We start from the raw sequence: 24937 nt of genomic DNA on the forward strand, positions 1-24937 counted from the left end.
CACCGCACCATGTCTGCCTCTCTCATTGCAATCGTGCCCGCTGCGGGCGTAGGGGCCCGCGCCAGCCGGCCCGGGCACGAAACCGTGCCCAAGCAATATCGTCCGCTGGGCGGACAGCCCATGCTGCGCCACGCGGTATGCGCGCTGCTGGCCGACGAGCGCATCTCGCAGGTGCGCGTGGCCGTGACGCCCGGCGACGGCTGGGTGGACGCGGCCCTGGCCGGCCTGCCGCGCACCGTGTGGCGTGCTTGCGGCGGCGCAACGCGCGCGGATACCGTGGCCGGCGCGCTGGCCGACAGCGGCGTGGCCGACGACGCCTGGGTGCTGGTGCATGACGCCGCGCGTCCCGGGCTGCCGGCGGCGGCGTTAGGCCGGCTGATCGACGCATGCCTGGCGGATCCCGTGGGCGGCCTGTTGGCGCTGCCCGTGGCGGACACCGTCAAGGGCGGCCATGAGCGCGTGGATCGCACGCTGGACCGCAATGGCCTGTGGCTGGCGCAGACCCCGCAGATGTTCCGGGCCGGCGTGCTGCGCGATGCGCTGACGGCGGCGTCCGTGAGCGGCGCGGCCGTCACCGACGAAGCCTCGGCCATCGAGGCGGCCGGCTACGCGCCGCTGCTGGTGCCCGGCGCCATGCGCAATTTCAAGGTGACATGGCCGGACGATTTCGAACTGATGGAAAAATGGCTATGAGTATTCCTTTCCGCGTCGGCCAGGGTTTCGACGTGCACGCGCTGGTCGAGGGCCGTCCGCTGATCATCGGCGGCGTCACGATTCCCCACACGCATGGCCTGCTGGGGCATTCGGACGCGGACGTGCTGTTGCACGCCATTACCGATGCGTTGCTGGGCGCCGCCGGCCTGGGCGACATCGGCCGCCACTTTCCGGATACCGACCCGGCCTTCAAGGGCGCCGACAGCCGCGTGCTGCTGCGCGAGGCCATGGCGCGCGTGCGCGCCGCGGGCTGGGAACCGGTGAACATCGACGCGACGCTGCACGCGCAGGCGCCCAAGATCGGTCCGCACGCGCCGGCCATGGTGAAGAACATCGCCGCCGACACCGGGCTGGCCGAGACCGAAGTCAATATCAAGGCCAAGACCAACGAGGGCCTGGGCTACCTGGGCCGCAAGGAAGGCATTGCGGCGACGGTGGTGGCCTTGCTGGCGCGCGCGGCTTCCTAGCTCGCGCGAGGGCTCCGCGCAACACGACCGAAGGCGCTTTTCCGCTGTTCATTTAGTTTGGATACATCTTTAACAAATGAATAAGCGGGTCGAATTGATCTGGCATATTCTGCGCTACTTCAATTCGACTACTGAGACATTCGGATGCATTTACGTGGCATCGCCCTGGCTTCCATCTTCAGCGCGGTAAGCCTGCCCGCGCATGCGCAGTACGAGCAGCAGCTGGGGCCGCTGGCCGGCGCGGTCAAGCAGCAGATGCTGGAGGGCTGGACCGTTGGCGTGCAGGATGGATGGTTCACCCTGCACAATGCGAACAAGGCCGACAGCGAACAGACCCTGTACATGAATGTCGGGCCGGCGCCGGAATCGGGCCGGGTGACCGACGTCAATGTGGTCGTCAAGTCTCCGAATCCGAAAGCGTCCATCGGCGTGGCGCTGAGCAACCGCGCCAACAAGAGCCTGTGCCTGCTCGAACTCACGGCCGACAAGAACACGCTGCTGTTCTGTCTGCAGGGGCAGAATCGCCGCGACATCGCTTCGCTGCCCAACATAGCGAAGTTGGACGGTACCGACCGCATCAGAGTGGTCGAACTGCCCGGCGCGGCCCGTTTCATCGTGAACGGCCAGCAGATCGGCGATGTCAGCAATGAGCCCGCCACGGGCGCAGAGCTGGGCATCATGGCCTACGACGTAGGCACCTTCGGCATTGCCGACTTCAAGATCACGATGACAGGCGGCCAATCCGGCGCGGCGCCGGCGGCCGGCACCTTGCCCGCGCGGGGCGGCAACACCGGCGGGGGCACGGCGCAAAAGCCCCAGGCGCCGGCTCCGGCCGCCGGACAGGGCGGCGGCGATTACAACCCGGCCTTGCCGGGGGAAGGCCCCTATCCGCGTTTTGGCGGCGACACCATGCGCATCGTGTCGGTGTACATCGGCATCATGCGCAGCATCTTCATGCACGAGTTCGGGCACGCCCTGATCGGCGAGCTGGAGCTGCCCTCGACGGGGGCGGAAGAGGACGCGGTCGACATCTACTCGGCGCTGCAGATCGTCGAGCCGACCATGTATCCGTCGGACAACAAGGAAGTGAACACGATGGCGCAGGACGCGGCGAAGTACGCGGCCTTGCAGTGGTACTACAGCGGCAAGGTGGCCGAACGCAGGGGGGCCGACGCCTCCTCGGCCTGGCAAGACGAGCACACTGGCGACCTGAAGCGCTTTCGCAACATGCTCTGCATCATGTACGGCGGCAACCCCGCCGTGTTCGAGTCCATTGCCAAACACGTCGGGCTGGAGGACCGGACCCGGGCGCGTTGCGCGGATGAATTCAACAAGCAGAACCGCGCCTGGAACAAGATCCTGGCGCCTCACACGCGCGTGGGCACCTGGACGCCCGAAGGCCAGCAGCCGGCGAATGCGCCCGGCGCGCCGGTGAAGGTGGTGTTCCAGCCGTCCAAGCGCAAGATCGGCAACTTGTTTGCGAACAATCTGTCCGAAGCGATCTCGAACAACATCAAGCTGCTGGGCGAACGCTACGTGCTGCCGCGTCCGGTCAACGTGGTGTTCAAGGACTGCGGCCAGCTCAATGCCTGGTACAGCCCGCGCGAAGGCTCGATCACCATGTGCTATGAGCTGATCGAAAACATCGCGGTGATGATTTCCGACATCGAGATGGGCACCGTGGGCGGCGAGGTCGCGGCCCAGGGCGGCGGCGCCCCAAGCTCGGCCGCGCCGCGTCAGCAGCCAGCGCCGGCGCCGGGGCAGGGCCTGCCTGCCAGCGCCATCGACGAACTGAAAGACTTTGGCGTACCGGCCACGACCATGCTGTTCACCGCGCCGTACAAGGGGCCGACGCCTAACAAGATCTACCGCGCCCAGGTGATCACGACCGCCGATCTGGTCGGGATGATCAAGAAGGACAAGAACCTCCTGATCGTCGACACCAGCGGACTGCGCGACACGGTGCCCATCGGCTATCCGCTGGCGGATGCGGGCTCGGATGGCAGCGTCACGGATCACCTGCAACAAGGCTTCGACGCCTGGCTGTTGAAGAACAACGGCGGCGATCGCAAGGCGCCCGTCGTGATCCTGGGCGCGGGCATGAATGATCGTTCCGCCTACAACGCGGCGCTGCGCGCCGGCACGCTGGGCTGGACCGTGTACTGGTACCGCGGCGGCGTCGAGGCCTGGGCCGCGAACGGCCTGCCCACCACGTCGAGCATGCCGAAGAAATAAGCGATCGACGGCCCTGCATAAAAAAACCCGCCTGCGCATGTGCCGCAGGCGGGTTTTTTACTGCGCGGGGCTGTTTACTTGCCTTGGGCAGCCAGCGCCAGGGCGGCGGCGTTGACCACGGCGGCGATGCGGCCGGCGTCACGCAGCTGTTCGGTCGACAGGCCGTCGTTCTTCAGATTCTCGTAGTGCGAAGCCACGCAGAAATGGCACTTGCCGATGATGGAGGCCACCAGCGCGAACAGCTCGAAGCGCTTCTTGTCCACGCCGCCGTGGGTGGCGTAGGCGTTCATGCGCAATTGGGCCGGCAGGCTCTTCAACTGGGCGTCGCCGGTCATTTCGACGTAGGGATACCAGGTGTTGTTCATGCCCATGAGGGCCGATGCCGTCAATGCGGCGTTGGCGTCGCCTTCCGACAGGCCGCTCTTGAAGGCTTCGACCAGCACCGGGCTGCGCGCGGCGTAGGCGGCGGACAGGGCGGCGCCGACGGCATCTTCAGGAGCCAAGGTCGAACGGGCGATCACGGCGTCCAGATTCAGGCGGATATCCTTGGCCCAATCCGGCAGTTGTTCCTTAATGGTCGTAAGAAATTCCATAGCTTTTACCTATAATCTAGAGCAGTTAAAGCCCAGCGCAGGACCCGCTAGCGGGTCCCGGGCCGGGCTGGAAATTACAGCGTAGCGCCGCCAACCGTACGGTTGCACGGGCACAGCTCGTCGGTTTGCAGACCGTCGAGCAGACGCAGAACTTCTTCCGGGTTACGGCCGACGTTCAGGTTGTTCACCGAAACGTGCTGGATCGTGTTGTCCGGATCAACGATGAAGGTGGCGCGCAGGGCAACGCCAGCACCCTTTTCGCGCACGCCCAGCTGGTCGATCAGGGCGCCGGTGGTGTCGCCGAATTGGTAGTGACCCAGCTTGTTCAGGTCCGGGTGCTCACGGCGCCAGGCCAGCTTGACGAATTCGTTGTCGCTCGAACCGCCCAGCAGGACGGCGTCGCGGTCTTCGAAATCCTTGGCCAGCTTGTTGAAGCCGACGATTTCGGTCGGGCAAACAAACGTGAAGTCTTTCGGGTAGAAGTAGATGACCTTCCACTTGCCGGGGAACGAGCTTTCGGTGATGTCTTCAAACGCCGACACGCCGTTTTCTTCGTGCTGGTTGAAGCCGGGCTTGACGCCGGTGACCTTGAAGGGCTCGAGTTTGTCGCCAACAGTTTTCATGTTTACTCCCAGTTGTTGGTGGAATTAAGGCTGTGCCTCAAACCATAAATTCTACGCTATGGATTATCGTTGTCTAATTGATAATTCCTAAACTTCGCTTTGGGCAACTCTATCCTGGCGGTCAGGCCGCCGCCTTCGCGAGGCAGCATGCGCAGTGAACCGCCCACGTGCTTGAGCAGGCGTTCGACGATGGCCAGGCCCAGCCCCGCGCCGCTGACGCCGGTGCGCGCCGCCTCGCCGCGCGAGAACGGCCGCAGCAGGCGGTCGACGTCCTCGGGGGCGATGCCGGGACCGCGGTCGGACACCTCGATCACGATCATGGAGCCTTCAGCTTGCAGTGTCATGACGAGACGCGCCATGCCATCGCTGGAACGGCCGTAGCGGCGGGCGTTCTCGATCAGGTTGCTGACGACGCGCTTGAGGTCCAGCGCCGTGATGCGGGCGCGCAGGCCGGGTTCCAGCGTGGCATCCAGCTCTCCGCCCAGGGATGCGGTATGGCTGCGTTCGCGTTCGTAAAGCTCCGCCAGCACCGCGGAGATGTCCGTGGCCAGTTGCGGCAGCGTGCCGGCGGGGCGCGCGTACTCCATCAATTGGCCGATGCTGTGATCGATCTGGCCCAGGTCTTCGTCGATGGCCTGGCGGGCGTCCTCGGACACCCCGCTCAGCTCGATTTCCAGCCGCATGCGCGCCAGCGGCGTGCGCAGGTCGTGCGAGATCCCCGCCAACATCAGTTCGCGGTCGGCCTCGGCCTGCCTCAGGTCCTTGGCCATGCGGTTGAACGAGGCGTTCAGGTCGCGGATCTCCAGCGGCCCCTGTTCGGGCAGGGGCGCGGGGTTTTCACCCCGCGACAGCACCTGGGCGGCCCTGGCCAGCCGCGACAGCGGCCGGTTGACGAAGCCCACGCTGACCGCGGCCCCCACCAGGGACAGCAGCAGCGCCGTGGCGCCCCAGCCCAGCCATTCGATCCCGCCCGTCAGGCCGATCTGCTCGCGCTCGAACACCAGCCAGTACAGGTCTTTTTCTATCTGGAAACTGACCCAGAAGCCAGGCACCTGGTTGACGCCCCAGGCGATCTGCGTCTCCGGGCCGAAGCGCGTGCGGATGTGCTGGGCGACGCGTTGCCAGTAGTCGTCGTCGGGGAGGGCTTCGGCGAAGTCGGTGACCTCGCGCGGATAGACCTGGATGCCTTCGTTGGTGGCCAGGTCCAGCAGCAGCTTGCTGCGTTCGTCGTTGTGCGAATAGATCAGCGCGGTGCGCGTGATATTGACGGCCGTGATCACCCGCTGCGCCATTTGATTGGCGCGCGGTCCCAGCTCCATGCTGAAGAATACTTGTAGCCACGCGCCCAGGGAGACGAGCATCAGCGCGGCGAGCAACAGGAACGTGCGGCCGAACAAGCCGAGCCGCAAACGTGATGTCAGGTTCCTGAAGGTTCTGCGCAAGCGGGGCACGAGGCTGCGCTCCTGCCCGGGGCGGGCGAGTCGGTCAGCTACCACCGTCCGGCACAAACACGTATCCGAGACCCCAGACGGTCTGGATGAATACGGGCTTGGACGGGTTCGGTTCGATCAGCTTGCGCAGGCGCGAGATCTGCACGTCCAGGCTGCGATCGAAGGCTTCGTATTCGCGGCCGCGAGCCAGTTCCATGAGCTTGTCGCGCGACAGCGGGATCTTGGGATGGCGGGCGAACACCTTCAGCACCGAGAATTCGCCGGTGGTGATGGGCACCTGTTCGCCGTTGCGCGTGAGCGTGCGGGTGGACAGGTTCAGCGTGTAGGGGCCGAAGGCGATGGATTCGTTTTCCTGGCTGGGGGCGCCGGGATGTTCCTCGGTGCCGCGGCGGCGCAGGATCGCGTTGATCCGCGCCAGCAGTTCCCGGGGATTGAACGGCTTGGACAGGTAATCGTCCGCGCCCATTTCCAGGCCGACGATGCGGTCGATTTCTTCCGCCTTGGCCGTCAGCATGATGATGGGGGTATTGTCGTGACCACCGCGCAGCCGGCGACAGATGGACAGGCCATCTTCCCCGGGCAGCATCAGATCCAGCACGAGCAGGTCGAAATGCTCGCGTTGCCAGAGTTTGCCCATCTCTTTGGCGTCTTCGGCAACGAAAACGTTGAATCCCTGCTCGGATAAATACCGACGCAGCAAATCGCGCAAGCGCGGATCATCGTCGACGACGAGGATTTTTCGGGTGGGAGTGGTGTTTTGCGTATTCATGGCCGGAAATGTAACAGTGGCGAGAACCAGCGGCTAGTGGGCGTTCACAAGATATTACACATTGCGAACCATGGTTGAAATCCCCCCGGCATCAGCCTGATAACCGGGGGCGGACTCACGGTATTTCGTACAATCTGCATCTATGGAACTAAACCTGCTGGCTTTGGAAACCTCTTCGTCCCGTTGTGGCGTGGCCCTGTTGCGGGCGGTCGATGGCCGCCTGGAGGTCAGCGTCAGGGAGCATGAAGGTTCCCAGGAGCACGCGGAACGGCTCTTGCCCATGGCCAACGAGCTGCTGGCGGAGTCCGGACTGGCGCCTGCCGCCTTGCACGCGGTGGCATTTGGCCAGGGTCCGGGCGGATTCACCGGCCTGCGGGTGGCCTGCGGAGTGGCTCAAGGCATGGGCCTGGGCCTGGGCATCCCGGTACTTCCCATTGTCTCTCATCAGGCGGTCGCCGCACAGGTGGAGGCGACGCCGGCGCATGCGATCGTGGTGGCGCTGGATGCCCGCATGAACGAGGTCTATCTGGCCGTCTACCGCCAAGCCGGCGTTGCGGATGGTGAAATCTCCTGGGAAGTCCTGCAGGCGCCCCTGCTTATCGCGGCGGCCGAAGTCGTGCCCTGGACTGCCCATCATCTGCCGGCCTGGTCGACCGCAGCGGGCCAGCCGCTGGAACTGCTGCTGGCCGGCGACGCATGGGATGCCTACGCGTCCGACATGGAGCATCCCGTAGAGTGGCGCCGCGCCGACGGCGCGCGGCGGCCGGAGGCGGCCAGCGTCGCCCGCCTGGCGCGGCAGGGCTGGATGCGGGGCGAGGCCGTGGCGCCCGAGCTGGCCGCGCCGCTCTATGTGCGCGACAAGGTGGCGTTCACCACCGCCGAGCGCATGCGCGGGGAGGGCGGCAATCCCAAGGCCCTGCCGTCGCTGGCGCCCTGGGTGCCGCAGCCGATGACCGACGCCGATCTGGACGAGGTCGTGGCGCTGGAGGCGCACGTGCAAGCCTTTCCCTGGACGCGCGGCAATTTCGCCGATGCCCTGGCGGCAGGCTATGGCGCCTGGGTACTGCGGCGCGAGGGCAAGCTGGTCGGATTCTGCGTGCTCATGTTCGCGCCCGACGTGGCGCACCTGCTGGTGATCGCCGTGGCCAAGCCGCTGCACCGCCAGGGCCTGGGCGGTGTGCTGCTCGACTGGTGCGAGCAGCAGGCGCGTGAACGCGGCATGGAGGGGGTGCTGCTGGAAGTGCGCCCGTCCAACGAGTCGGCCATCAATTTCTACAAGCGGCACGGGTATTTGCAGATCGGCGTGCGGCGGGGCTACTACCCGGCCGAAAAAGGCGGCAGGGAAGATGCCCTGGTCATGCAGAAGCGTTTCGCGGCGGACGGAGCGGCGGCATGAGCCAGCCTACTGCAGCGCCGCCGTCGGCCGCGCCTCGCGTCAATCCGCTGCAGCGCATCTGGCTGCGCGAGATCGGCATGGAGCGGCTATGGCTGCGCCCGGCGCCCGCGCCCAGTCGGCCAGCGGTTGAGCCGCAAGTCCCTGTTTCCAAGGAAGTTTTGACGGGAGGCGCGCAGGCGCCCGCGGCCGGATCGCCGCCGCTTGCGCCGCCATCCGCCAAGGCGCCAATGCCGGCAGCAGTTGCGCCGGCCACCGCGGCGCCAGTTTCTGAAGCTCCGGCTCCCGGCGCGGCGGCTCCCGCAGCATCGGCTCCCGCCGCGCCAGCTTCCGGCCGTCCCGGCGGCATACCGGCTTCGATCCTGAACCGCAGCGGCCCGCCGCCGCGTCCTGTGCCCAAGGCGGCGGAGGAGGCTGCGCCGCCGCCACCGGTGCCCGTGGCCGAAGCGATCCGCAATGCCACGCTGGAAGAAATGCACGACCAGGTCGTGGCCTGTGCCGCCTGCGGCCTGTGCAAAGGCCGCCGCAACGCGGTCTTCGGCCATGGCGGCCAGCCCACGCGCTGGCTGGTGGTGGGCGAGGCGCCCGGCGAGCAAGAGGACCGGCAAGGCCAGCCCTTCGTGGGCCGCTCGGGCCAGTTGCTGGACGCCATGCTGTCGTCGGTGTCCATGAGCCGCGAACGCGATGTGTTCATCACCAACGTCATCAAGTGCCGCCCGCCCGGCAACCGCAATCCCAAGCCGGAGGAAATCGCGGCTTGCAGCCCTTATTTGATGCGCCAGATCGCGCTGCTCAAGCCTGAGCGTATCCTGGTGCTGGGCCGTTTCGCCGCCCAGACGCTGCTGGGCACGGACGCCACGATAGGCAGCCTGCGCGGGCGCATCCATCAGTTGAAGACGGACGAGGGCGTGGAGATTCCGGTGGTCGTCAGCTACCACCCGGCCTATTTACTGCGCAGTCCCAGCGAGAAGGCGCGCGCCTGGCAGGATCTGCGCCTGGCGGTGGCGCGGCTGGGTTGAGCCTGGCGCGGCTGATCTTCGGACCAAGAAAAACCGGGCCTCGGCCCGGTTTTTCATTGCCGCGGAACCGTCGCGCCTAGTGCGAGGAATCCAGCGCGCGGCCGTGGCCTTCCTGGCCGATCTGGTCGTGCAGTTCGGGATTGGCTTGCAGGTTGCGCTTGCTCCAGCGCATGAAGACCACCATCAGCACGGCAACCACGGTGCCGAAGATGACGATGATGATGTTGATGGGCAGCTGCAGCCACAACAGCAGCGTGTACATGGCGACCATCAGCAGGATGTTGAGCTGTTCGTTGAAGTTCTGCACGGCGATGGAGTGGCCGGCCGACAGCAGCACGTGGCCGCGATGCTGCAGCAGCGCATTCATCGGCACCACGAAGAAGCCGGCCAGGCCGCCCGTGATCAGCAGCAGCAGGTAGACGCTCCAGGGCGAGTAGACCAGCGGCATCAGCAGCACCACCAGGCCCATCGCGGCGCCGACCGGCAGTACGGCCAGCGCGCGCCGCAACGGAATGCGGCCCGCCAGGATGGAGCCGACCACCGTGCCCAGCGCGGCCACGCCCATCAGCATCGAGGCCTTGTCCAGTTGGTAGCCCAGGTGGCTGCGGCCCCATTCGATGACGATCAGCTGCAGCGTGGCGCCAGCGCCCCAGAACAGGGTGGTGACGGCCAGCGAGATCTGGCCCAGCTTGTCCTTCCAGAGCACACAGACATAGCCCCAGAACGTGCGGATGAGCCGCACCGGGTTCTTCTGCTGCGGCGGGTAGCGCACATGGGTATGCGGAATCAGCAGGTTGCACAGCGCCGCCAGCAGGTAGACGAAGGCGATGACCAGGATCGCGGCTTCGGCCGGGGTGTGGACCAGTTTGCCGATGAAGGAATGGCTGAGCAGGGCGCTGGAGACGGAGGACGAAATCAGCACGCCGCCCAGCACCGTGCCCAGGATGATGGAGAAGACCGTCAGGCCCTCGATCCAGCTATTGCCCTTGACCAGCATGGTCGGGGGCAGCATTTCGGTGACGATTCCGTACTTGGCGGGGGAATAGGCCGCGGCGCCGATGCCGACGATGGCGTATGCCGCGCAGATCAGGTAGGTCTGGTACTGGGGGGCGACGCCGATGCTGGCATACGAGAACATCAGCATGCAGCCGACCACCTTCAGCGCGTTGGTGGAGAACATCACGCGGCCCTTGGGGAAGGAGTCCGCCAGCGCCCCGACGAAGGCAGCCAGGACCACATAGGCCAGCGCGAACGACCACTTCATCATGGGCGCCATCCAGTCCGGCCCATGCAGCTCCTGTATCAAGGCGATGGCTGCAATGAACAGCGCGTTGTCCGCCAATGACGAGAAGGCCTGCGCGGCCATGACCAGATAGAAACCACGTTTCAAGAATGTCCCCGTTCTCAGGTCTGGCCCCGGCCAGTCCGCGTGAAAATTTATGTGTCGCGCAAAAAAGTGTCAGGGAGTATAGCCGGACCTCAGGTGGCGGCCATTGAGCGTTTGCCCGCGGGTTGACTGCCGGCAAGCCTCAGGGACAACTCGTCTTGACCCTTGCTGACGTTTGGGGACAGACTGCCTGCGGTATCATACGACCCATATGTGCGCCGGCCCTCCAGGGGCCGGTTTGCAATCTGTGCGGCAGGTCCGTTAACGCCTTTCGTTCAACCCACCCCGTCGTCATCGTACTGTGCGTCTTACTCAGCTAAAACTCGCCGGCTTCAAGTCCTTCGTCGATCCCACCGTGATTCCCGTGCCCAGCCAGCTGGTGGGCGTGGTGGGTCCCAATGGCTGCGGAAAATCGAACATCATTGACGCCGTGCGCTGGGTGCTGGGCGAGGCCAAGGCCTCGGAATTGCGCGGCGAGTCCATGCAGGACGTCATTTTCAACGGCTCCGGCAACCGCAAGCCGGCGGCGCGGGCCTCGGTGGAAATGGTGTTCGACAACAGCGAAGGGCGCGCCGCTGGCCAGTGGAGCACCTACGCCGAAATTGCCGTGCGCCGCGTGTTGACCCGCGACGGCACCAGCAGCTACTTCGTCAACAACCAGCAGGTCCGCCGCCGCGACATCCACGACATCTTCCTGGGCACCGGCCTGGGCGCCCGCGGCTACGCCATCATCGGCCAGGGCATGATCAACCGCCTGATCGAGGCGCGCCCCGAGGAATTGCGGGTGTTCCTGGAAGAGGCGGCCGGGGTGTCGCGCTACAAGGAACGGCGCCGCGAGACCGAAAACCGCCTGTCCGACACGCGCGAGAACCTGACCCGTGTCGAAGACATCCTGCGCGAACTCAACAGCCAGCTGGAAAAGCTGGAGGCGCAGGCCGAAGTGGCCACGCGCTACCGCGAGCTCCAGGCCGACGGCGAAAAGAAGCAGCACGCGCTGTGGTTCCTGAAGGAAACCGGGGCGCGCGAAGAACGCGCCAAGAAAGCCCAGGAGATGGCGCAGGCCCAGAACGAGCTGGAAGCCGCCATCGCCGGCCTGCGGGCCGGCGAGGCCGCGCTGGAATCCCGGCGCCAGGCCCACTACGCCGCCAGCGACGCAGTGCATACCGCCCAGGGCGGGCTGTACGAAGCCAACGCCCAGGTCAGCCGCCTGGAAGCTGAAATCCGCCACGTGGTGGATTCCCGCAACCGCCTGCAGGCGCGCCGCGACCAGTTGCAGCAGCAGATCGGCGAGTGGACCGCCCAGCGCGAGCATTGCACCGAACAGATCGCCCAGGCCGAGGAAGACCTGGCTGCCGGCGCCGCCCGCACCGAAGAGGCGCGCGCCAAGGCCGAGGACGCCCAGGCCGCGCTGCCGGCCGTGGAGCAGCGCGTGCGCGAAGCCGCCTCGGGGCGCGACGAGATGCGCGCCGCGCTGGCCCGCGTCGAACAGAATCTGGCCCTGGTGGCGCAGTCGCAGCGCGACGCCGACCGCCAGATGCAGGCGCTGGACCAGCGCCGCGAACGCCTGCAGCAGGAATTGCGCGAACTGCACAGCCCCGATCCGGTGCGCCTGGAGCAACTGGCCGGCGACCGCGTCGCCGGCGAGGACCAGCTCGAGGAAGCCCAGGAAGAGTTGGCCACCCTGGAAGGCCGCGTGCCGGAAGCGGACGCCGAGCGCAGCCGCGCCCAGGCCGCCGCCCAGACCGATGTGCAAAACCTGGCGCGCCTGGAGGCCCGCCTGTCGGCCCTGGTGAAGCTGCAGGAAGACGTGCAGAAGCAGGGGGCGCTGGAGCCCTGGCTGGCCAAGCATGAGCTGGCCGGGTTGTCGCGCCTGTGGCAGAAGCTGCATATCGAGCCCGGCTGGGAAACCGCCCTCGAAGCCGCCTTGCGCGAGCGCATGGCCTCCATGGAAGTGCGCAACCTGGATTGGGCCCGCGCCTTCGCCGAGGATGCGCCGCCGGCCCGTCTGGCCTTCTACCAGTTGCCGGTCGCGGCGCCGGCGCCCGCCGCGCCTGCCGGCCTGACGCCGTTGGCCAGCCTGCTGCGCATCACCGATCCCGACCTGCGCACCTTGCTGAACGAATGGCTGGGCGGCATCTATACCGCCACCGACGTGACCCAGGCCCTGGCCATGCGCGCCAGCCTGCCCGCCGGCGGCGCCTGCGTGGTCAAGGCCGGCCACCTGGTTGACGCCCACAGCGTGCGCTTCTACGCGCCGGATTCCGAGCAGGCAGGCCTGCTTGCGCGCCAGCAGGAAATCGAGAACCTGCAACGCGAGATCAAGGCGCAGCAACTGATCGCCGACCAGGCGCGCGCCGCGGTCGCCCGCGCCGAAGTCGCCTGGCAGCAGGTGTCCCAGGCCATCGCCCCGGCGCGCCAGCGCGTGGCGGAGGTCACCCGCCGGGTGCATGACATCCAGCTGGAGCACTCGCGCCTGCAACAGCAGGCCGAGCAATCCGGCGAGCGTGCCTCGCGCCTGCGCCAGGACCTGGAAGAGATCAAGGTCCAGGAAGAAGACCTGCGCGCCGCCCGCGAAGAGGCCGAGGCCCGCTTCGAGGCCCTGGACGAAGAGCTGGCCGAACACCAATCCCGTTTCGCCGACGCCGAGATCGACGGCGAAACCCTGGCGGCCCAGGCCGAAGCGGCCCGTGCTGGCCTGCGCGAACTGGAACGCGCCGCCCAGGAAGCCGAATTCGCCGAACGCGGCATCCAGGTCCGCATCACCGACCTGCAGCGCAACCAGCAGTTGGCCGCCGACCAGAGCCAACGCGGCAGCGTCGAGCTGGAGCAGTTGCTGGTGGACCTGGCCGAACTGGACGCCTCGGCCTCCCAAGCCGGCCTGCAGGACGCCCTGGAAGCGCGCGCCGAGCGCGAGGAAGCGCTGTCGCGCGCGCGCCAGGAACTCGAAAACCTGGCGGCCCTGCTGCGCGGCGCGGACGAAGACCGCCTGCAGCAGGAGCAGACGCTGGAACCGCGGCGCGCCCGCATCATGGAATTGCAGTTGCAGGAACAGGCCGCCCGCCTGGCCGAGGAGCAGTTCACCGAACAGCTGAACGCGCGCGAGGTCGATCGCGAGGCGCTGGCCCAGGACCTGGCCAACCAGTCCGACGAATGGCGCCGCGCCAGCTGGCTGCAGTCCGAAGTCGGCCGCATTTCGCGCCAGATCGAATCCCTGGGCTCGGTCAACCTGGCCGCGCTGGACGAATTGAACACCTCGCGCGAGCGCAAGGGCTTCCTGGATTCGCAAAACCAGGACCTGATGAGCGCCATCGAGACCCTCGAGGACGCCATCCGCAAGATCGACCGCGAGACGCGCGAGCTGTTGCAAGAGACCTTCAACGTCGTCAACGGCCACTTCGGCGAGCTGTTCCCCAAGCTGTTCGGCGGCGGCGAGGCCAAGCTGAGCATGACGGGCGAGGAAATCCTCGACGCCGGCGTGCAGGTCATGGCCCAGCCTCCGGGCAAGCGCAACAGCACCATCCACCTGCTGTCCGGCGGCGAAAAGGCCCTGACCGCGACCGCCCTGGTGTTCGCGCTGTTCAAGCTCAACCCCGCGCCGTTCTGCCTGCTGGACGAGGTGGACGCGCCGCTGGACGACGCCAACACGGAACGCTACGCGAATCTGGTCGCCAACATGAGCGAGCAGACCCAGTTCCTGTTCATCTCGCACAACAAGATCGCGATGCAGATGGCCAAGCAACTGATCGGTGTAACCATGCAAGAGCAAGGGGTTTCGCGTATCGTTGCGGTAGACATAGACTCGGCCGTCCAGATGATGGCCTCCGAAGCGGCATAAACCCAATATTCAGAAGGGCGTCGGGGTTTCGGCGCGGGATTTATACATGAGTGATTTGCAGATCGGGCTGATAGCCCTGGGCGTATTGCTGATACTGCTGGTGCTGGGATTCAACTGGTGGCAGGACCGGCGGGTCCGGCGCAAGATGCAGACCCATTTCCCCTCCACCGAACAGGATCCGCTGTTGGGCGCTGGCGCGGCAGCCGGCGCTTCGTCGGCAGCGGGCGCCGCGGCGGCGCGGCGCGAACCCGGCATGGGCGGGGATGCCCCCCGTGCCCAGCCCGGCCAGCCGGCCCCGGTCGACCCCGGCAGCGATGCCGACGATACCGAAGAGCCCGATCCCGCCTGCGAGGTGGTCATCGAGATCAACTTCGCCGAAGCCGTGCGCGGCGCCGATCTGCTGCCCTACATGCAAAGCCTGCGCCACGTCGGCCGCAAGCCCATGCGCGTGTTCGCCGAAACCGACCAGCGCCGCCACCGCGCGCGCGTCCACGCCGGCGAATCCTATGCGTCCATGCAACTGGCCGTGCTGCTGGCCAACCGCAGCGGTCCGCTGACCGCCATCGAATGGTCCCAAGCCTGGGCCCGCGCCCAGGACATGGCCGAACGTTTCGATGCCACCATCGAAGGTCCGGACCAGCAGGCCGTGCTTGAGCAAGGCGCCCGTCTGGACGACACCTGCGCCGCCCTGGACACCCAGGTCGGCCTGACTCTGCTGCTGGGCGCAGCCCAGCCCGCCGCCGAGGTCCTGTCCGTGGCGCGCGACCTCGGTTTCGTCGCCGACGGCAACCGCCTGGCCTGGCCGGCGGAAAACGGCGTGGCCCGCTTCACGCTGGCGCGCGGCGACGGCGCGGCCTTTGATGCCGGCATGGGCGGAATCGAACGCCTGTATCTGCTGCTGGACGTGCCTTGCAGCCCGGCGGACGCCCGCGCCTTCGGCCGCATGGTCGATGTGGGCCGCGATCTGGCCACCCGTCTGCGCGCGGACCTGGTCGACGACCAGGGCAAGCCGCTGGCTGATGGTTCGGAAACGGTGATCGACGAACGGCTCCAGGTGCTGTTCGGCCAACTTGAACAAGCGGGCCTGCCCGCCGGCAGCGAACGCGCCCAACGGGTGTTTGCGTAAATGAACAGCAAGTCTGGCGGTGAAAGCGCGGCGCAGGCCGCGGCGCGCTTGCGCGCCGAAATCGAACAGCACAACGTTCGCTATTACGTCTACGATGAGCCGTCGATCTCGGATGCCGAGTACGACGGACTGATGCGCGAATTGCAGGCCCTGGAGGCCGAGCACCCGGAACTGGTGACGCCGGAGTCACCCACGCAGCGCGTGGGCGCGGCGCCTGTCTCCGCCTTTGGCAGCGTGCGGCACGTGGTACCCATGCTGTCCCTGGGCAACGCCTTCGACGAAGAGGACGTGGCGGCTTTCGACCGGCGCGTCACCGACACGTTGCGCGGCGCAGGCTTGCTGGGTCCGGCGCAGCAAGCCGATTACTTCTGCGAACTCAAGCTGGACGGGCTGGCGATCAGCCTGCGCTACGAGGACGGCCGGCTGGTGCAGGCCGCCACCCGCGGCGACGGCCAGACCGGCGAGGATGTCACCTCGAACATCCGCACCATCAAGGCGATTCCGCTGCAGCTCAAGGGGACGTTCCCCAGGGTGCTGGAAGTCCGCGGCGAAGTCCTGATGAACCGCGCCGACTTCGAAAAATTGAACCAGGCCCAGGCCAAGCGCGACGAAAAAGTCTTCGTCAATCCGCGCAATGCCGCCGCGGGCAGCCTGCGTCAGTTGGATCCGCGCATCACCGCCAAGCGGCCGCTGCGTTTCTTTGCCTATGGTTGGGGCGAGGTCCAGGGCCTGGCGGCGGGCACGCAAGGCGGCCTGTTCGCCGAAGCGTCGGCGGGCGCGGCCGAGGCCTCGCAGTTGCCCGAGAAATCCCACGGCGCCATGCTGGACTGGCTGGCCTCGCTGGGCCTGCCGGTCAACGTCAAGCACAACCACCGCGCCAGCGGTGCCGAGGGCCTGATGGCCTTCTATGCCAAGGTCGGCAAGTTGCGGCCCGAGCTGCCCTATGACATCGACGGCGTGGTCTACAAGGTGGACTCGCTGCCGGCGCAAAAGGTGCTGGGCTTCGTGGCGCGTGCGCCGCGCTTCGCGCTGGCGCACAAGTTCGCCGCCGAAGAGGCCACCACCACCTTGCTCGACATCGAGGTGCAGGTGGGCCGCACCGGCGCCATCACGCCCGTCGCGCGCCTGAAGCCGGTGTTCGTGGGCGGGGTCACCGTCACCAACGCCACGCTGCACAACGAAGACGAGATCCGCCGCAAGGACGTGCGCATCGGCGATACGGTCATCGTGCGCCGCGCGGGCGACGTGATTCCCGAAGTGCTGGGCCCGGTGCTGGAAAAGCGGCCGGGCGACGCCCGCGAGTTCGTCATGCCCACGGCCTGTCCGGTCTGCGGCTCCGCCATCGAACGCCTGGAAGACGAGACCATCGCGCGTTGCACTGGCGGCCTGTTCTGCGGCGCGCAGCGCAAGCAGACGCTTTGGCACGCCGCCAGCCGCAAGGCGCTGGACATCGAAGGCCTGGGCGAGAAGCTGGTGGACCAACTGGTCGACAGCGGCCGGGTCAAGACCCTGGCTGACCTGTACAGCCTGCGCCCGCTGGAGCTGGTGGGGCTGGACCGCATGGGCCAGAAGTCCGCCGACAACCTGGTGGCCGCCATCGACAAGGCGCGCGCGCCGGCCTTGAACCGCCTGCTGTACGCGCTGGGCATCCGCCATGTGGGCGAGACCACGGCGCGCGACGTGGCGCGCCATTTCGGCAGCATCGACGCCATCATGGACGCCGATGAGGACGCCTTGTCCTCCGTGCCTGATGTGGGTCCGGTGGTGGCGGCCTCGATTCGCCGCTTCTTCGCCGAGCAGCACAACCGCGATGTGATCGAACAGCTCAAGGCGCAGGGCGTGGACCCCGTGGCCGAGGCGGCGCCGCAAGCGACCACCCTGGCCGGCAAGACCTTCGTGCTGACTGGCACGCTGCCCAACTGGACGCGCGAAGAAGCCTCGATGCGCATCCAGGCCGCCGGCGGCAAGGTCAGCGGCTCGGTGTCCAAGAAGACGGCCTATCTGGTGGCTGGCGAAGATTCCGGCAGCAAGCTCGCCAAGGCCCAGGAATTGGGTGTGGCGGTGCTGGATGAAGATGGGCTGAAAGCCTTGCTGGGCGAGCAGGGCGGCTGAGGCCGCCCGGCCGCCAAATCCAAATCAGATGGTGCTGCGCGGCATCATGTCGCGTATGGCGGCGGCCGCGCGCTGCAAGGCCGGCAGATGCTGCCGCTTCAATTCCTCGGGTTCGCGCGATCCGAGCACCATGCTGACGCTCAGGCCCGCCACGGCCTTGCCCTCGTGGTTGTACAGCGGCACGGCCACGCCCGCGAAACCGTCCACCAATTCGCTGACCGAAATGCAGTAGCCGTCCTCGCGCACCTGCCGGATCAGCTTGCGCAGGGCGCTGCGCGACACCGTCGTGTAGGGCGTCAGGCGCTTGAGGTCCGCGTTTTCCAGATACTCGTCGAGCGCCTCGTCATCCAGCGTGGATAGCAGCGTGCGGCCTAGCGAATGGGCGTAGGCGGGCAGGCGGCTGCCTACCGACAGGTCCAGCTTGAGCAGCTTGGGGCCTTCCTCGCGCGCCAGGAACACGACGTGTTGCCGGTCCAGCACGCCCAGCGAGCAGGTTTCTCCCACGGTTTGCGCGACTTCGCGCATGGTCGCGCGGGTCAGCTTGGGCAGGCTGAGCGAAGCGAAATAGGCGTATCCCAGGTCCATGACCTTGGGCGTGGGCGAGAAATCCCTGCCGTCCTGGCGCACATAGCCCAGCTTTTCCAGCGTCAGCAGGATGCGCCGTGACGCCGCGCGCGTCACGTCCAGTTGTTCGGCGGCCTCCTGCACGGTCACGCTGGCCACGCCCGTGGCGTAGATCTGCAGCAATTGCAGGCCATTGGCCAGGCTGTCCAGAAACTCCTCTTTCCTTTCTTTCGGTTCCGGCAATGTCGTGTCCATGTATCGGCGGTCTTGTCGTTGGAAGTTCGATTGTAGTTTGACATCCGCCGCAATCTCCATAAAATGCCAATTAGCGAACAATTGTTCGTTAATTAGATGGGTCGACCAGGGCACACGCCCGGTACGTCCCGCAACAACGGAGACATGCCATGTGCAGGAGACTACTGAGCGCCTTGGGCGCATGCGCCCTGGCGGCGGGAATGGCGGCCACTTCCGCCGCCAGCGCGGCCGAGGCCTATCCCAGCAAACCGATCCGCTTCGTGGTACCCGCCGCGGCCGGCGGGCCCACTGAAATCGTCACCCGCCTGCTGGCTGAACGCATGACCCAGAGCATGGGCGTGTCGGTCATCGTCGAGGCCAAGCCCGGAGCGGGCGGCAACATCGGCGCGGACGCCGTGGCCAAGGCGGCGCCGGACGGCTACACCATCCTGATGGGCACGATAGGCACCAATGCCATCAACCAGACCCTGTACAAGTCCATGCCGTTCCAGCCGCTGAAGGACTTCGCGGCGGTAACGCAGGTCGTGTCGTATCCACTGGTCGTGGTGGTCAACCCCAAGCTGCCCATCTACTCGGTGGCGGACCTGATCGCCTACGCCAAAGCCAACCCCGGCAAGCTCAACCGCGCCTCGGGCGGCAGCGGCACTTCGATGCACATGTCCGGCGAGCTGTTCAACGAGATGGCGGGCGTGCAGATGCAGCACATCCCTTACAAGGGCAGCCTGCCCGCGCTCACCGACGTGATCGGTGGGCAGGCCGACCTGGCCTTCGACAGCCTGGTCATCGCCCAGCCCCTGATCAAGGCCGGCAAGCTGCGCGCCATCGCCGTGACCGGTCCGCAGCGTTCCCCGGCCGCGCCCGACGTGCCGACCGTGGCCGAAACCTTGCCTGGCTACGCCATGACGTCCTGGATAGGCGTGTTCGCGCCCGCAGGCACGCCGCGCCCCATCGTCGAACGCCTGCAGCAGGAAATCGCCCGGGCGCTGGCCGATCCCCGCGTGCGGGAGCAATTGGTGTCTCAGGCCGCCGACCCTGTAGCCAGCAAGCCCGACGACTTTGCCCGCTTCACCGCCGACGAAACCGGGAAATGGGCGCCCGTGGTCAAGGCTTCCGGCGCATCGGTTTCCTGAATCCCCAAAGAGGAGTGACACATGCAGTCCATCGATTTTCAGGCCCGCCGCAAGCGCGTCGCCCAGCACGCGCGCGAACTCGGCTTTGACGCCTACCTGGGCACCCGCCAGGGCGCGCTGCACTACCTGAGCGGCGCGTTCATGCCTTGGCGCGGCGCCGTGCTGGTCACCGCCGACGGGCATTGCGAATTCATCTACTGGGCCATGGACGCCTCGCGCGTGCGGGCCGAAGGCCATCAGATGGAAATGTACGAGTTCGAGTTCTCGGACTTTCCGCAACTGATACGCCAGCGTCTGGAGCACCACGGGCTGACGCGGGGCAAGGTCGCGCTGGACCTGTCGCACCCGGGGGCGGCGCAGGTAGCGCCGGGCATGCTGACGGCCGCGGAATACTTCGACCTGACCAGCCACCTGCCCGACATCAAGTTCGAGAACGGCGTGGACGTGATCGACGACGTCATGCTGATCAAGGACGCGGCCGAGATCGAGCGCCTGCGCCATGCGGCGGAGGTATCGGACTACGGCTTCGAGCAGGGCATGAACGCGGTGCGGGCCGGGGCGACCGAGAACGAGATCGCCGGCGAGATCGAGCGCGCGATCCGGCGGCGGGGCAGCACATGGTCCTGGGCCGTGACCGGCGGCACCGAAGTCGGCGCGGGCGAGCGCACGGGTTTCCTGCGGGGCGTGACCCAGCAGGCGACCGACCGCGCCATCCGGCCGAACGAATTCGTGATCCTGGACCTGCATCCGCTGCTGGATCTCTACATGGCGGATACCGCCTTGCCCGTGTTCCTGGGCAAGCCGGATTCGGCCCAGAGCAAGCTGATCGATTGCTGGGAAGAGACTGCGCAGACCATGCTCGCGTCCCTGACGCCTGGCCGGCCGATAGCGGAGTGCGCCAGCCGTGGCATCGCCGTGTTCGAAAAGCATGGCTTGAGCGAGTTCGGCCTGCCCCTGTTCGGCCATGGCCTGGGCACCTGCGCGCGTACCCGGCCCTTCATCAACCTGCGCAGCCGCGACCTCGTCACGCCCGGCATGGTGGTGGCTCTGGGTACGCACCTGTACCGTCCGGGCCTGGGCGGCATGCGGCTGGAGTACCCGGTGTTGATCGGCGAGCACGGCGCGGAGCCGCTGGTGCGCACCGAGGCCCGCGTGCACCGTCTTCCCTGAACCTAGGCAGGAGCTCCATGATGAAAGCGATACCCCTGAGCCCGCTGATCGGCGCGGCCGTGCATGACGTGGATCTGGAAACGCTGGACGACGCGGCGTTCGAGGATGTGAACGCGCTGTTCCTGCGCCATCAGTTGCTGGTTTTCAAGAACCAGCGCCTGTCGCCCGAAGGCCAGCTGCGCTTCAGCCGCCGCCTGGGCGAGCTGGATATCCACGTGCTGGCCCAGTACAACCACGCTGAGTATCCCGAGATATTCGTGCTGTCCAACGAGGTCAAGAACGGCGTGCCGGCAGGCATCGCCGATGGCGGTTCCTACTGGCATTCGGATTTCGCTTTCCGCGAATGTCCGGCCAAGGCCACCATCCTCAATGCCCAGCTGATACCGCCGGAAGGCGGCAACACCTTGTTCATCAATATGTACCGGGCCTACGAGGAACTGGACGGCACCGTCCAATCCCAGCTGGCGGGCCTGCAGGCAGTGCACCGCTACCGGCCCAAGAACACCAGGGCCGAGGAGGGCACCCAGGTGAAGATGGACGCCAGCCAACTGGCAGGCACGCCCGACGTGGAGCACCCCATCGTGCGCACGCATCCGGAGACGGGCCGCAAAGCGCTGTATGTGCATCCCGGCATGACCGCCGAGGTATCCGGCTGGGGCGAGGCGGGCAGCCAGGAACTGCTCGAGCGCCTGTTCGCGCATTGCACGCAGGAGAAGTACCAGTACGCGCTGCAATGGGAACCGGGCGACGTGGTCATGTGGGACAACCGCTGCGTGATGCACAAGGCCACCACCCGCGAACTGCCGGCCAATATGCGACGCACGATCTACCGCACGACGGTCATGGGCGAGCGTCCCGTCTAGGAGCCGCCGGTGGCCGCAAACCAGCTCATCGATCATGCCGCTGGCGTGGCGCAGGTCGACTCCCTGCCGCTGGACAGTGGCGAGGCCTTGGCGCCAGCCCGGCTGGCCTGGGCCCGCTACGGCCCGCCGCCAGAGCGCGCGCGTGCCGTGGTGTTGCTGCTGCATGGCATATCGGGCAGCCAGCAGGCCTTGAGGACGGACGAGGGGGAGGTCTATCCCGATGCCGGCTGGGCCAGCCCCTGGTTGGGGCCGGGGGCGGCGCTGGACACGCGCGACACCTGCGTGCTGGCGCCCAACGCGCTGGGATCGTGCTTTGGCAGCAGCGCGCCGACCGGCGCCGCGGCCAGCGCGTTTCCAGCCGTATCGATCGCCGATGGCGTGCGCCTGCAGAGGGAATGGCTGCGCGCGATCGGCGTCGAACGGCTGGATGCCGTGGTGGGCTATTCCTTTGGCGGCTACCAGGCCTTCCAATGGGCAGTGGCCGCGCCGCTACCTGTCGGACGGGTCGTGGCGCTGGCCTCGGCGCCGCGCGGCGGCGGCAGCATGGCGGACGCGCAGCGCCTGCGGCGACTCGCTGCTGCGATTGACTCGGAAGATGCGGATGCGTGGAACGAATGGGTCGAACTGCGCTGCGCGACCTTGCGCCGCTACGGCTATGCCCGGTGGCTGGCCGCCGCCGGCGAGTCCGACTTGGAGCCGCGCCTGCGGGCCGAGGCAGGGGCCTGGGCGGCGCGCTTCTCGCCCTGGTCCATGGCGGCGCTCAGGACGTCGGCCTGCCGCTACGACGCGCGCGGCGCGTTGCTGGCTTCGTCCACGCCCGTGCGCTGGCTGCGTTGCGCGTCGGACGAGCTGTTCGCGCCGGATGACCCGGACGTCCAGGCGCAGCTTCCGTATCCTGGCAATGTCGTTCAGGTCAGCGTGGCCGGACGCTACGGCCACCTGTCGCCGCTGCTGGAGGGGCCTCTCTGGAATGCCTATCTGAGGCAGGCGCTGACCTAGCGGGCGGGGAGCCGGCCCAGCCCAGGAAATGCAGGCGAAAAAATGCCCGCTTGCGCGGGCATTTTTCATCTGTGCGGCAAGGCTTACTGGATCTTGGCCTTTTCGCGCAGTTCCTTCTGGTAGTCGGCCAGGGTTTGCTGGCGCAGCATTTCTTCCAACTGCGGGCGCACCTGGTCGAGCGGCGGGAATTCCACCGGACGGGTGTCGTCGACCATGATGATGTGCCAGCCGAACTGGGTTTGCACCGGCTTGTCGACCAGTTCGCCCTTCTTCAGCTGCGTCACGGCTTGCGCGAACGGCTGGACGTAGTTGGTCGGGGGAGCCCAACCCAGGTCGCCACCCTTTTCGGCGCTGCCAGGGTCCTTGGAGTTCTTCTTGGCCAGGTCGTTGAACTTGCTCTTGTTGCTCTTGATCTGGGCCAGCAGGTCGTTCGCCGTCTTCTCGTCTTCGACGAGGATGTGGCGGACCTTGTATTCCATCTTGCCGGCCTGTTCCTTCTTGATCTTCTCGTACTCAGCCGTGACCTTGGCATCCGACACCGGGTGCTTGGCCAGGTAGTCGGCCATCAGGGCGCGGACCAGGATGCCTTGGCGGGCCAGCTCGACTTCGGTCTGGACGTCGGCCTGCTTGGCGATGCCGCTGGATTCGGCGGCTTGCACGAAGATCTGGCGGTTGATCATTTCCTGCTTGACCTGTTCGCGCAGTTGCGGCGAATCGGTGGCGCCCTGGCTGACCAGCAGCTTGACGAATTGATCCAGGCTCTTTTGCGGAATGGCCTTGCCGTTGACGGTAGCCACGTTCTGAGCGAAAGCCGGCACGGCGATGACGCAGGCTGCAGCCAGCATGACGATGCGTTTCATGAATATCCTTTTACTTTCTATTTGGGAGCCTGGGCATCTAGCGCAAGCGCATGAATCGGATAGGGGATCAAATCTTGCAAATGATGATACACCAGCCTATGCCGCGCAACGGCCGAGAGCCCCGCAAAGCAAGGCGCTACGATGATCACGCGATAGTGGCCGGCGCCGTTTTTACTGCCTTCGTGGCCGGCATGCAAATGCGAGTCGTCCAGGATGTCCAGGCTGACGGGTTCCAGGACGGCTAGCCGCTCCCGGATCAGGGAAATGCGGTCGGTGGTGTCTGACATGGAGGTATAGGTTTAGTTCCGGCGCGGGCAGAGGGCGCCGGCCGGGGAATCGGATGGCTTCAGGGCTGGCGGGGCGGGGTGTCGGAGGAGGGGGCCTGATCCTCCGTCTGGATGTGCTTGCCCAGCCAGATCGACTGGCCGATCACGAAGACCACCATCAGGCCCATCAGGCCGAAGGCCTTGAAGCTGACCCATTGCGATTCGGTGAAATGGCCGGAAAACGCCACATACAGGTTGAGCGCGCCCGCAATCAGGAAGAAGCCGGCCCAGACCAGGTTCAGCCGCTCCCAGGCGGCGTCAGGCAGCTGGATCTGCTTTTCCATCAGGCGGCGGATCAGGTTGCGGCCGAACAGCAGGCGTGCAAACACCAGCGCGCCGCCGAACAGCCAATACAGCACCGTGGGCTTCCATTTGATGAAGACATCGCTGTGCAGCCAGATCGTGGCCCCGCCGAATACCAGGATGACGGTCAGGTTGATCCAGTGCATGGCCTCGGTGGCGCGGCCCGTCGCCTTCAGCCAGACGATCTGCAGCACGGCCGCGGCCATGGCGACGCCCGTGGCGATGAAAATGTCCGTGTACCGATAGGCAATGAAGAACAGGAACAGCGGAAACAGGTCGAACAGGAACTTCTTCATTCAGTCTTCTATGGGTTCAAACGTCATCGACAGGGAATTGATGCAATAGCGCAGTCCGGTGGGCTCGGGGCCGTCGGGGAAGACGTGTCCCAGGTGCGAGTCGCAGACGTTGCACAGCACTTCGGTGCGGACCATGCCGTGGGTGGTGTCGCGTTCTTCGCGCACCAGTTCCGGATCCAGCGCCTGGAAATAGCTGGGCCAGCCGCAGCCGGCATCGAATTTGGTGTCGGAAGCGAACAGCGCCGTGCCACAGCCCACGCAGCGGTAGATGCCGTGGCTGAACGTATTCCAGTAGCGCCCGGTGAAGGCCCGTTCGGTACCCTTTTCACGGGTGACGACGTATTCTTCGGGGGAAAGCTGGGCACGCCATTCGGCGTCGGATTTTCGTACTTTGTCCATATGAGCTCTTGGAGTCCCGATGCCCGAAATGGTTCGGGCATAATCCCG

The 24937-nt window shown here is 66.4% G+C and carries 22 protein-coding genes; 12 read left to right on the forward strand and 10 right to left on the reverse strand.

The features are described 5' to 3' along the window. The first annotated feature begins 9 nt into the window (after positions 1 to 9). The 3 genes from ispD (at position 10) to IPU70_RS21135 (ending at position 3416) form a co-directional block, all read left to right on the forward strand. A complete protein-coding gene (gene ispD, locus IPU70_RS21125; RefSeq protein WP_207470260.1) occupies positions 10 to 693 on the forward strand; it encodes a 2-C-methyl-D-erythritol 4-phosphate cytidylyltransferase in 684 nt (227 codons plus the stop codon). Next, positions 690 to 1181, forward strand: a complete 492-nt coding sequence (gene ispF, locus IPU70_RS21130; protein WP_207470005.1) for a 2-C-methyl-D-erythritol 2,4-cyclodiphosphate synthase — start codon at positions 690 to 692, stop codon at positions 1179 to 1181. The genes ispD and ispF overlap by 4 nt, the downstream gene beginning before the upstream one ends. A gap of 144 nt (positions 1182 to 1325) precedes the next feature. Further along, complete coding sequence (locus IPU70_RS21135; protein ID WP_207470007.1) at positions 1326 to 3416, forward strand: DUF4344 domain-containing metallopeptidase; 2091 nt, start codon at positions 1326 to 1328, stop codon at positions 3414 to 3416. A 74-nt stretch (positions 3417 to 3490) separates the two neighbouring features. On the opposite strand, the gene IPU70_RS21140 is transcribed toward IPU70_RS21135, so the two are convergent. The 4 genes from IPU70_RS21140 to ompR form a co-directional block, all read right to left on the reverse strand. Beyond that, complete coding sequence (locus IPU70_RS21140; RefSeq protein WP_013392160.1) at positions 3491 to 4009, reverse strand: carboxymuconolactone decarboxylase family protein; 519 nt, start codon at positions 4007 to 4009, stop codon at positions 3491 to 3493. 74 nt (positions 4010 to 4083) lie between these two features. Continuing rightward, complete coding sequence (locus tag IPU70_RS21145) at positions 4084 to 4632, reverse strand: peroxiredoxin (RefSeq protein WP_006389231.1); 549 nt, start codon at positions 4630 to 4632, stop codon at positions 4084 to 4086. Positions 4633 to 4688: 56 nt separating this feature from the next. After that, entirely contained in the window at positions 4689 to 6083 is a 1395-nt protein-coding gene (locus tag IPU70_RS21150; RefSeq protein WP_207470010.1) for an ATP-binding protein, read from the reverse strand. Positions 6084 to 6117: 34 nt separating this feature from the next. After that, entirely contained in the window at positions 6118 to 6852 is a 735-nt protein-coding gene (gene ompR, locus IPU70_RS21155; RefSeq protein ID WP_013392162.1) for a two-component system response regulator OmpR, read from the reverse strand. Positions 6853 to 6994: 142 nt separating this feature from the next. On the opposite strand from ompR, the gene tsaB reads away from it, so the two are divergent. Then, positions 6995 to 8248 carry a tRNA (adenosine(37)-N6)-threonylcarbamoyltransferase complex dimerization subunit type 1 TsaB gene (gene tsaB / locus IPU70_RS21160; protein WP_207470018.1) on the forward strand — a complete coding sequence of 418 codons (1254 nt, stop codon included), beginning with the start codon at positions 6995 to 6997 and terminating at the stop codon, positions 8246 to 8248. Then, a complete protein-coding gene (locus tag IPU70_RS21165) occupies positions 8245 to 9264 on the forward strand; it encodes a uracil-DNA glycosylase (protein ID WP_207470020.1) in 1020 nt (339 codons plus the stop codon). Before tsaB ends, IPU70_RS21165 begins: the two co-directional genes overlap by 4 nt. Positions 9265 to 9340: 76 nt before the next feature. Here the strand turns inward: IPU70_RS21165 and lplT are convergent, their stop codons facing one another. After that, a complete protein-coding gene (gene lplT / locus IPU70_RS21170) occupies positions 9341 to 10654 on the reverse strand; it encodes a lysophospholipid transporter LplT (RefSeq protein ID WP_013392165.1) in 1314 nt (437 codons plus the stop codon). Positions 10655 to 10952: 298 nt separating this feature from the next. Between lplT and smc the strand changes: the two genes are divergently transcribed. The 3 genes from smc to ligA are packed head-to-tail and all read left to right on the forward strand — an operon-like array spanning position 10953 to position 17724. Continuing rightward, the gene (gene smc, locus IPU70_RS21175) at positions 10953 to 14486 is read left to right on the forward strand and encodes a chromosome segregation protein SMC (protein WP_207470029.1); all 3534 of its coding nucleotides are present in this window, start codon (positions 10953 to 10955) and stop codon (positions 14484 to 14486) included. 46 nt (positions 14487 to 14532) lie between these two features. Further along, entirely contained in the window at positions 14533 to 15612 is a 1080-nt protein-coding gene (locus IPU70_RS21180) for a cell division protein ZipA C-terminal FtsZ-binding domain-containing protein (RefSeq protein WP_207470031.1), read from the forward strand. Then, complete coding sequence (gene ligA, locus IPU70_RS21185) at positions 15613 to 17724, forward strand: NAD-dependent DNA ligase LigA (protein ID WP_207470033.1); 2112 nt, start codon at positions 15613 to 15615, stop codon at positions 17722 to 17724. A 24-nt stretch (positions 17725 to 17748) separates the two neighbouring features. On the opposite strand, the gene IPU70_RS21190 is transcribed toward ligA, so the two are convergent. After that, positions 17749 to 18543, reverse strand: coding sequence for an IclR family transcriptional regulator C-terminal domain-containing protein (locus IPU70_RS21190; RefSeq protein WP_207470035.1), 795 nt, complete (start codon positions 18541 to 18543; stop codon positions 17749 to 17751). 149 nt (positions 18544 to 18692) lie between these two features. On the opposite strand from IPU70_RS21190, the gene IPU70_RS21195 reads away from it, so the two are divergent. From IPU70_RS21195 to IPU70_RS21210, 4 genes are read left to right on the forward strand one after another with little or no spacing between them, the layout of a single operon-like run. After that, positions 18693 to 19673, forward strand: coding sequence for a tripartite tricarboxylate transporter substrate binding protein (locus IPU70_RS21195; protein ID WP_207470036.1), 981 nt, complete (start codon positions 18693 to 18695; stop codon positions 19671 to 19673). 21 nt (positions 19674 to 19694) lie between these two features. Further along, a complete protein-coding gene (locus tag IPU70_RS21200) occupies positions 19695 to 20843 on the forward strand; it encodes a Xaa-Pro peptidase family protein (protein WP_207470038.1) in 1149 nt (382 codons plus the stop codon). Between the two features lie 17 nt (positions 20844 to 20860). Beyond that, entirely contained in the window at positions 20861 to 21706 is an 846-nt protein-coding gene (locus tag IPU70_RS21205) for a TauD/TfdA family dioxygenase (RefSeq protein ID WP_207470040.1), read from the forward strand. A 9-nt stretch (positions 21707 to 21715) separates the two neighbouring features. Next, positions 21716 to 22705, forward strand: a complete 990-nt coding sequence (locus IPU70_RS21210; RefSeq protein ID WP_207470042.1) for an alpha/beta fold hydrolase — start codon at positions 21716 to 21718, stop codon at positions 22703 to 22705. Positions 22706 to 22788: 83 nt separating this feature from the next. Here the strand turns inward: IPU70_RS21210 and IPU70_RS21215 are convergent, their stop codons facing one another. Genes IPU70_RS21215 through msrB form a run of 4 tightly spaced genes read right to left on the reverse strand, consistent with a single transcriptional unit; the run spans position 22789 to position 24889 of the window. Further along, positions 22789 to 23565 (reverse strand): peptidylprolyl isomerase, encoded by a 777-nt coding sequence (locus tag IPU70_RS21215; protein ID WP_173143485.1) that lies wholly within the window; start codon positions 23563 to 23565, stop codon positions 22789 to 22791. Positions 23566 to 23582: 17 nt separating this feature from the next. After that, positions 23583 to 23852 carry a BolA family transcriptional regulator gene (locus IPU70_RS21220; RefSeq protein ID WP_013392175.1) on the reverse strand — a complete coding sequence of 90 codons (270 nt, stop codon included), beginning with the start codon at positions 23850 to 23852 and terminating at the stop codon, positions 23583 to 23585. A 59-nt stretch (positions 23853 to 23911) separates the two neighbouring features. Next, a complete protein-coding gene (locus IPU70_RS21225; RefSeq protein ID WP_013392176.1) occupies positions 23912 to 24490 on the reverse strand; it encodes a septation protein A in 579 nt (192 codons plus the stop codon). Then, positions 24491 to 24889, reverse strand: coding sequence for a peptide-methionine (R)-S-oxide reductase MsrB (gene msrB, locus IPU70_RS21230; RefSeq protein ID WP_013392177.1), 399 nt, complete (start codon positions 24887 to 24889; stop codon positions 24491 to 24493). Between the last annotated feature and the right edge of the window lie 48 nt (positions 24890 to 24937).

Source organism: Achromobacter sp. SD115, from assembly GCF_017355315.1.
GTDB classification, from domain to species: Bacteria; Pseudomonadota; Gammaproteobacteria; order Burkholderiales; family Burkholderiaceae_B; genus Achromobacter; species Achromobacter xylosoxidans_B.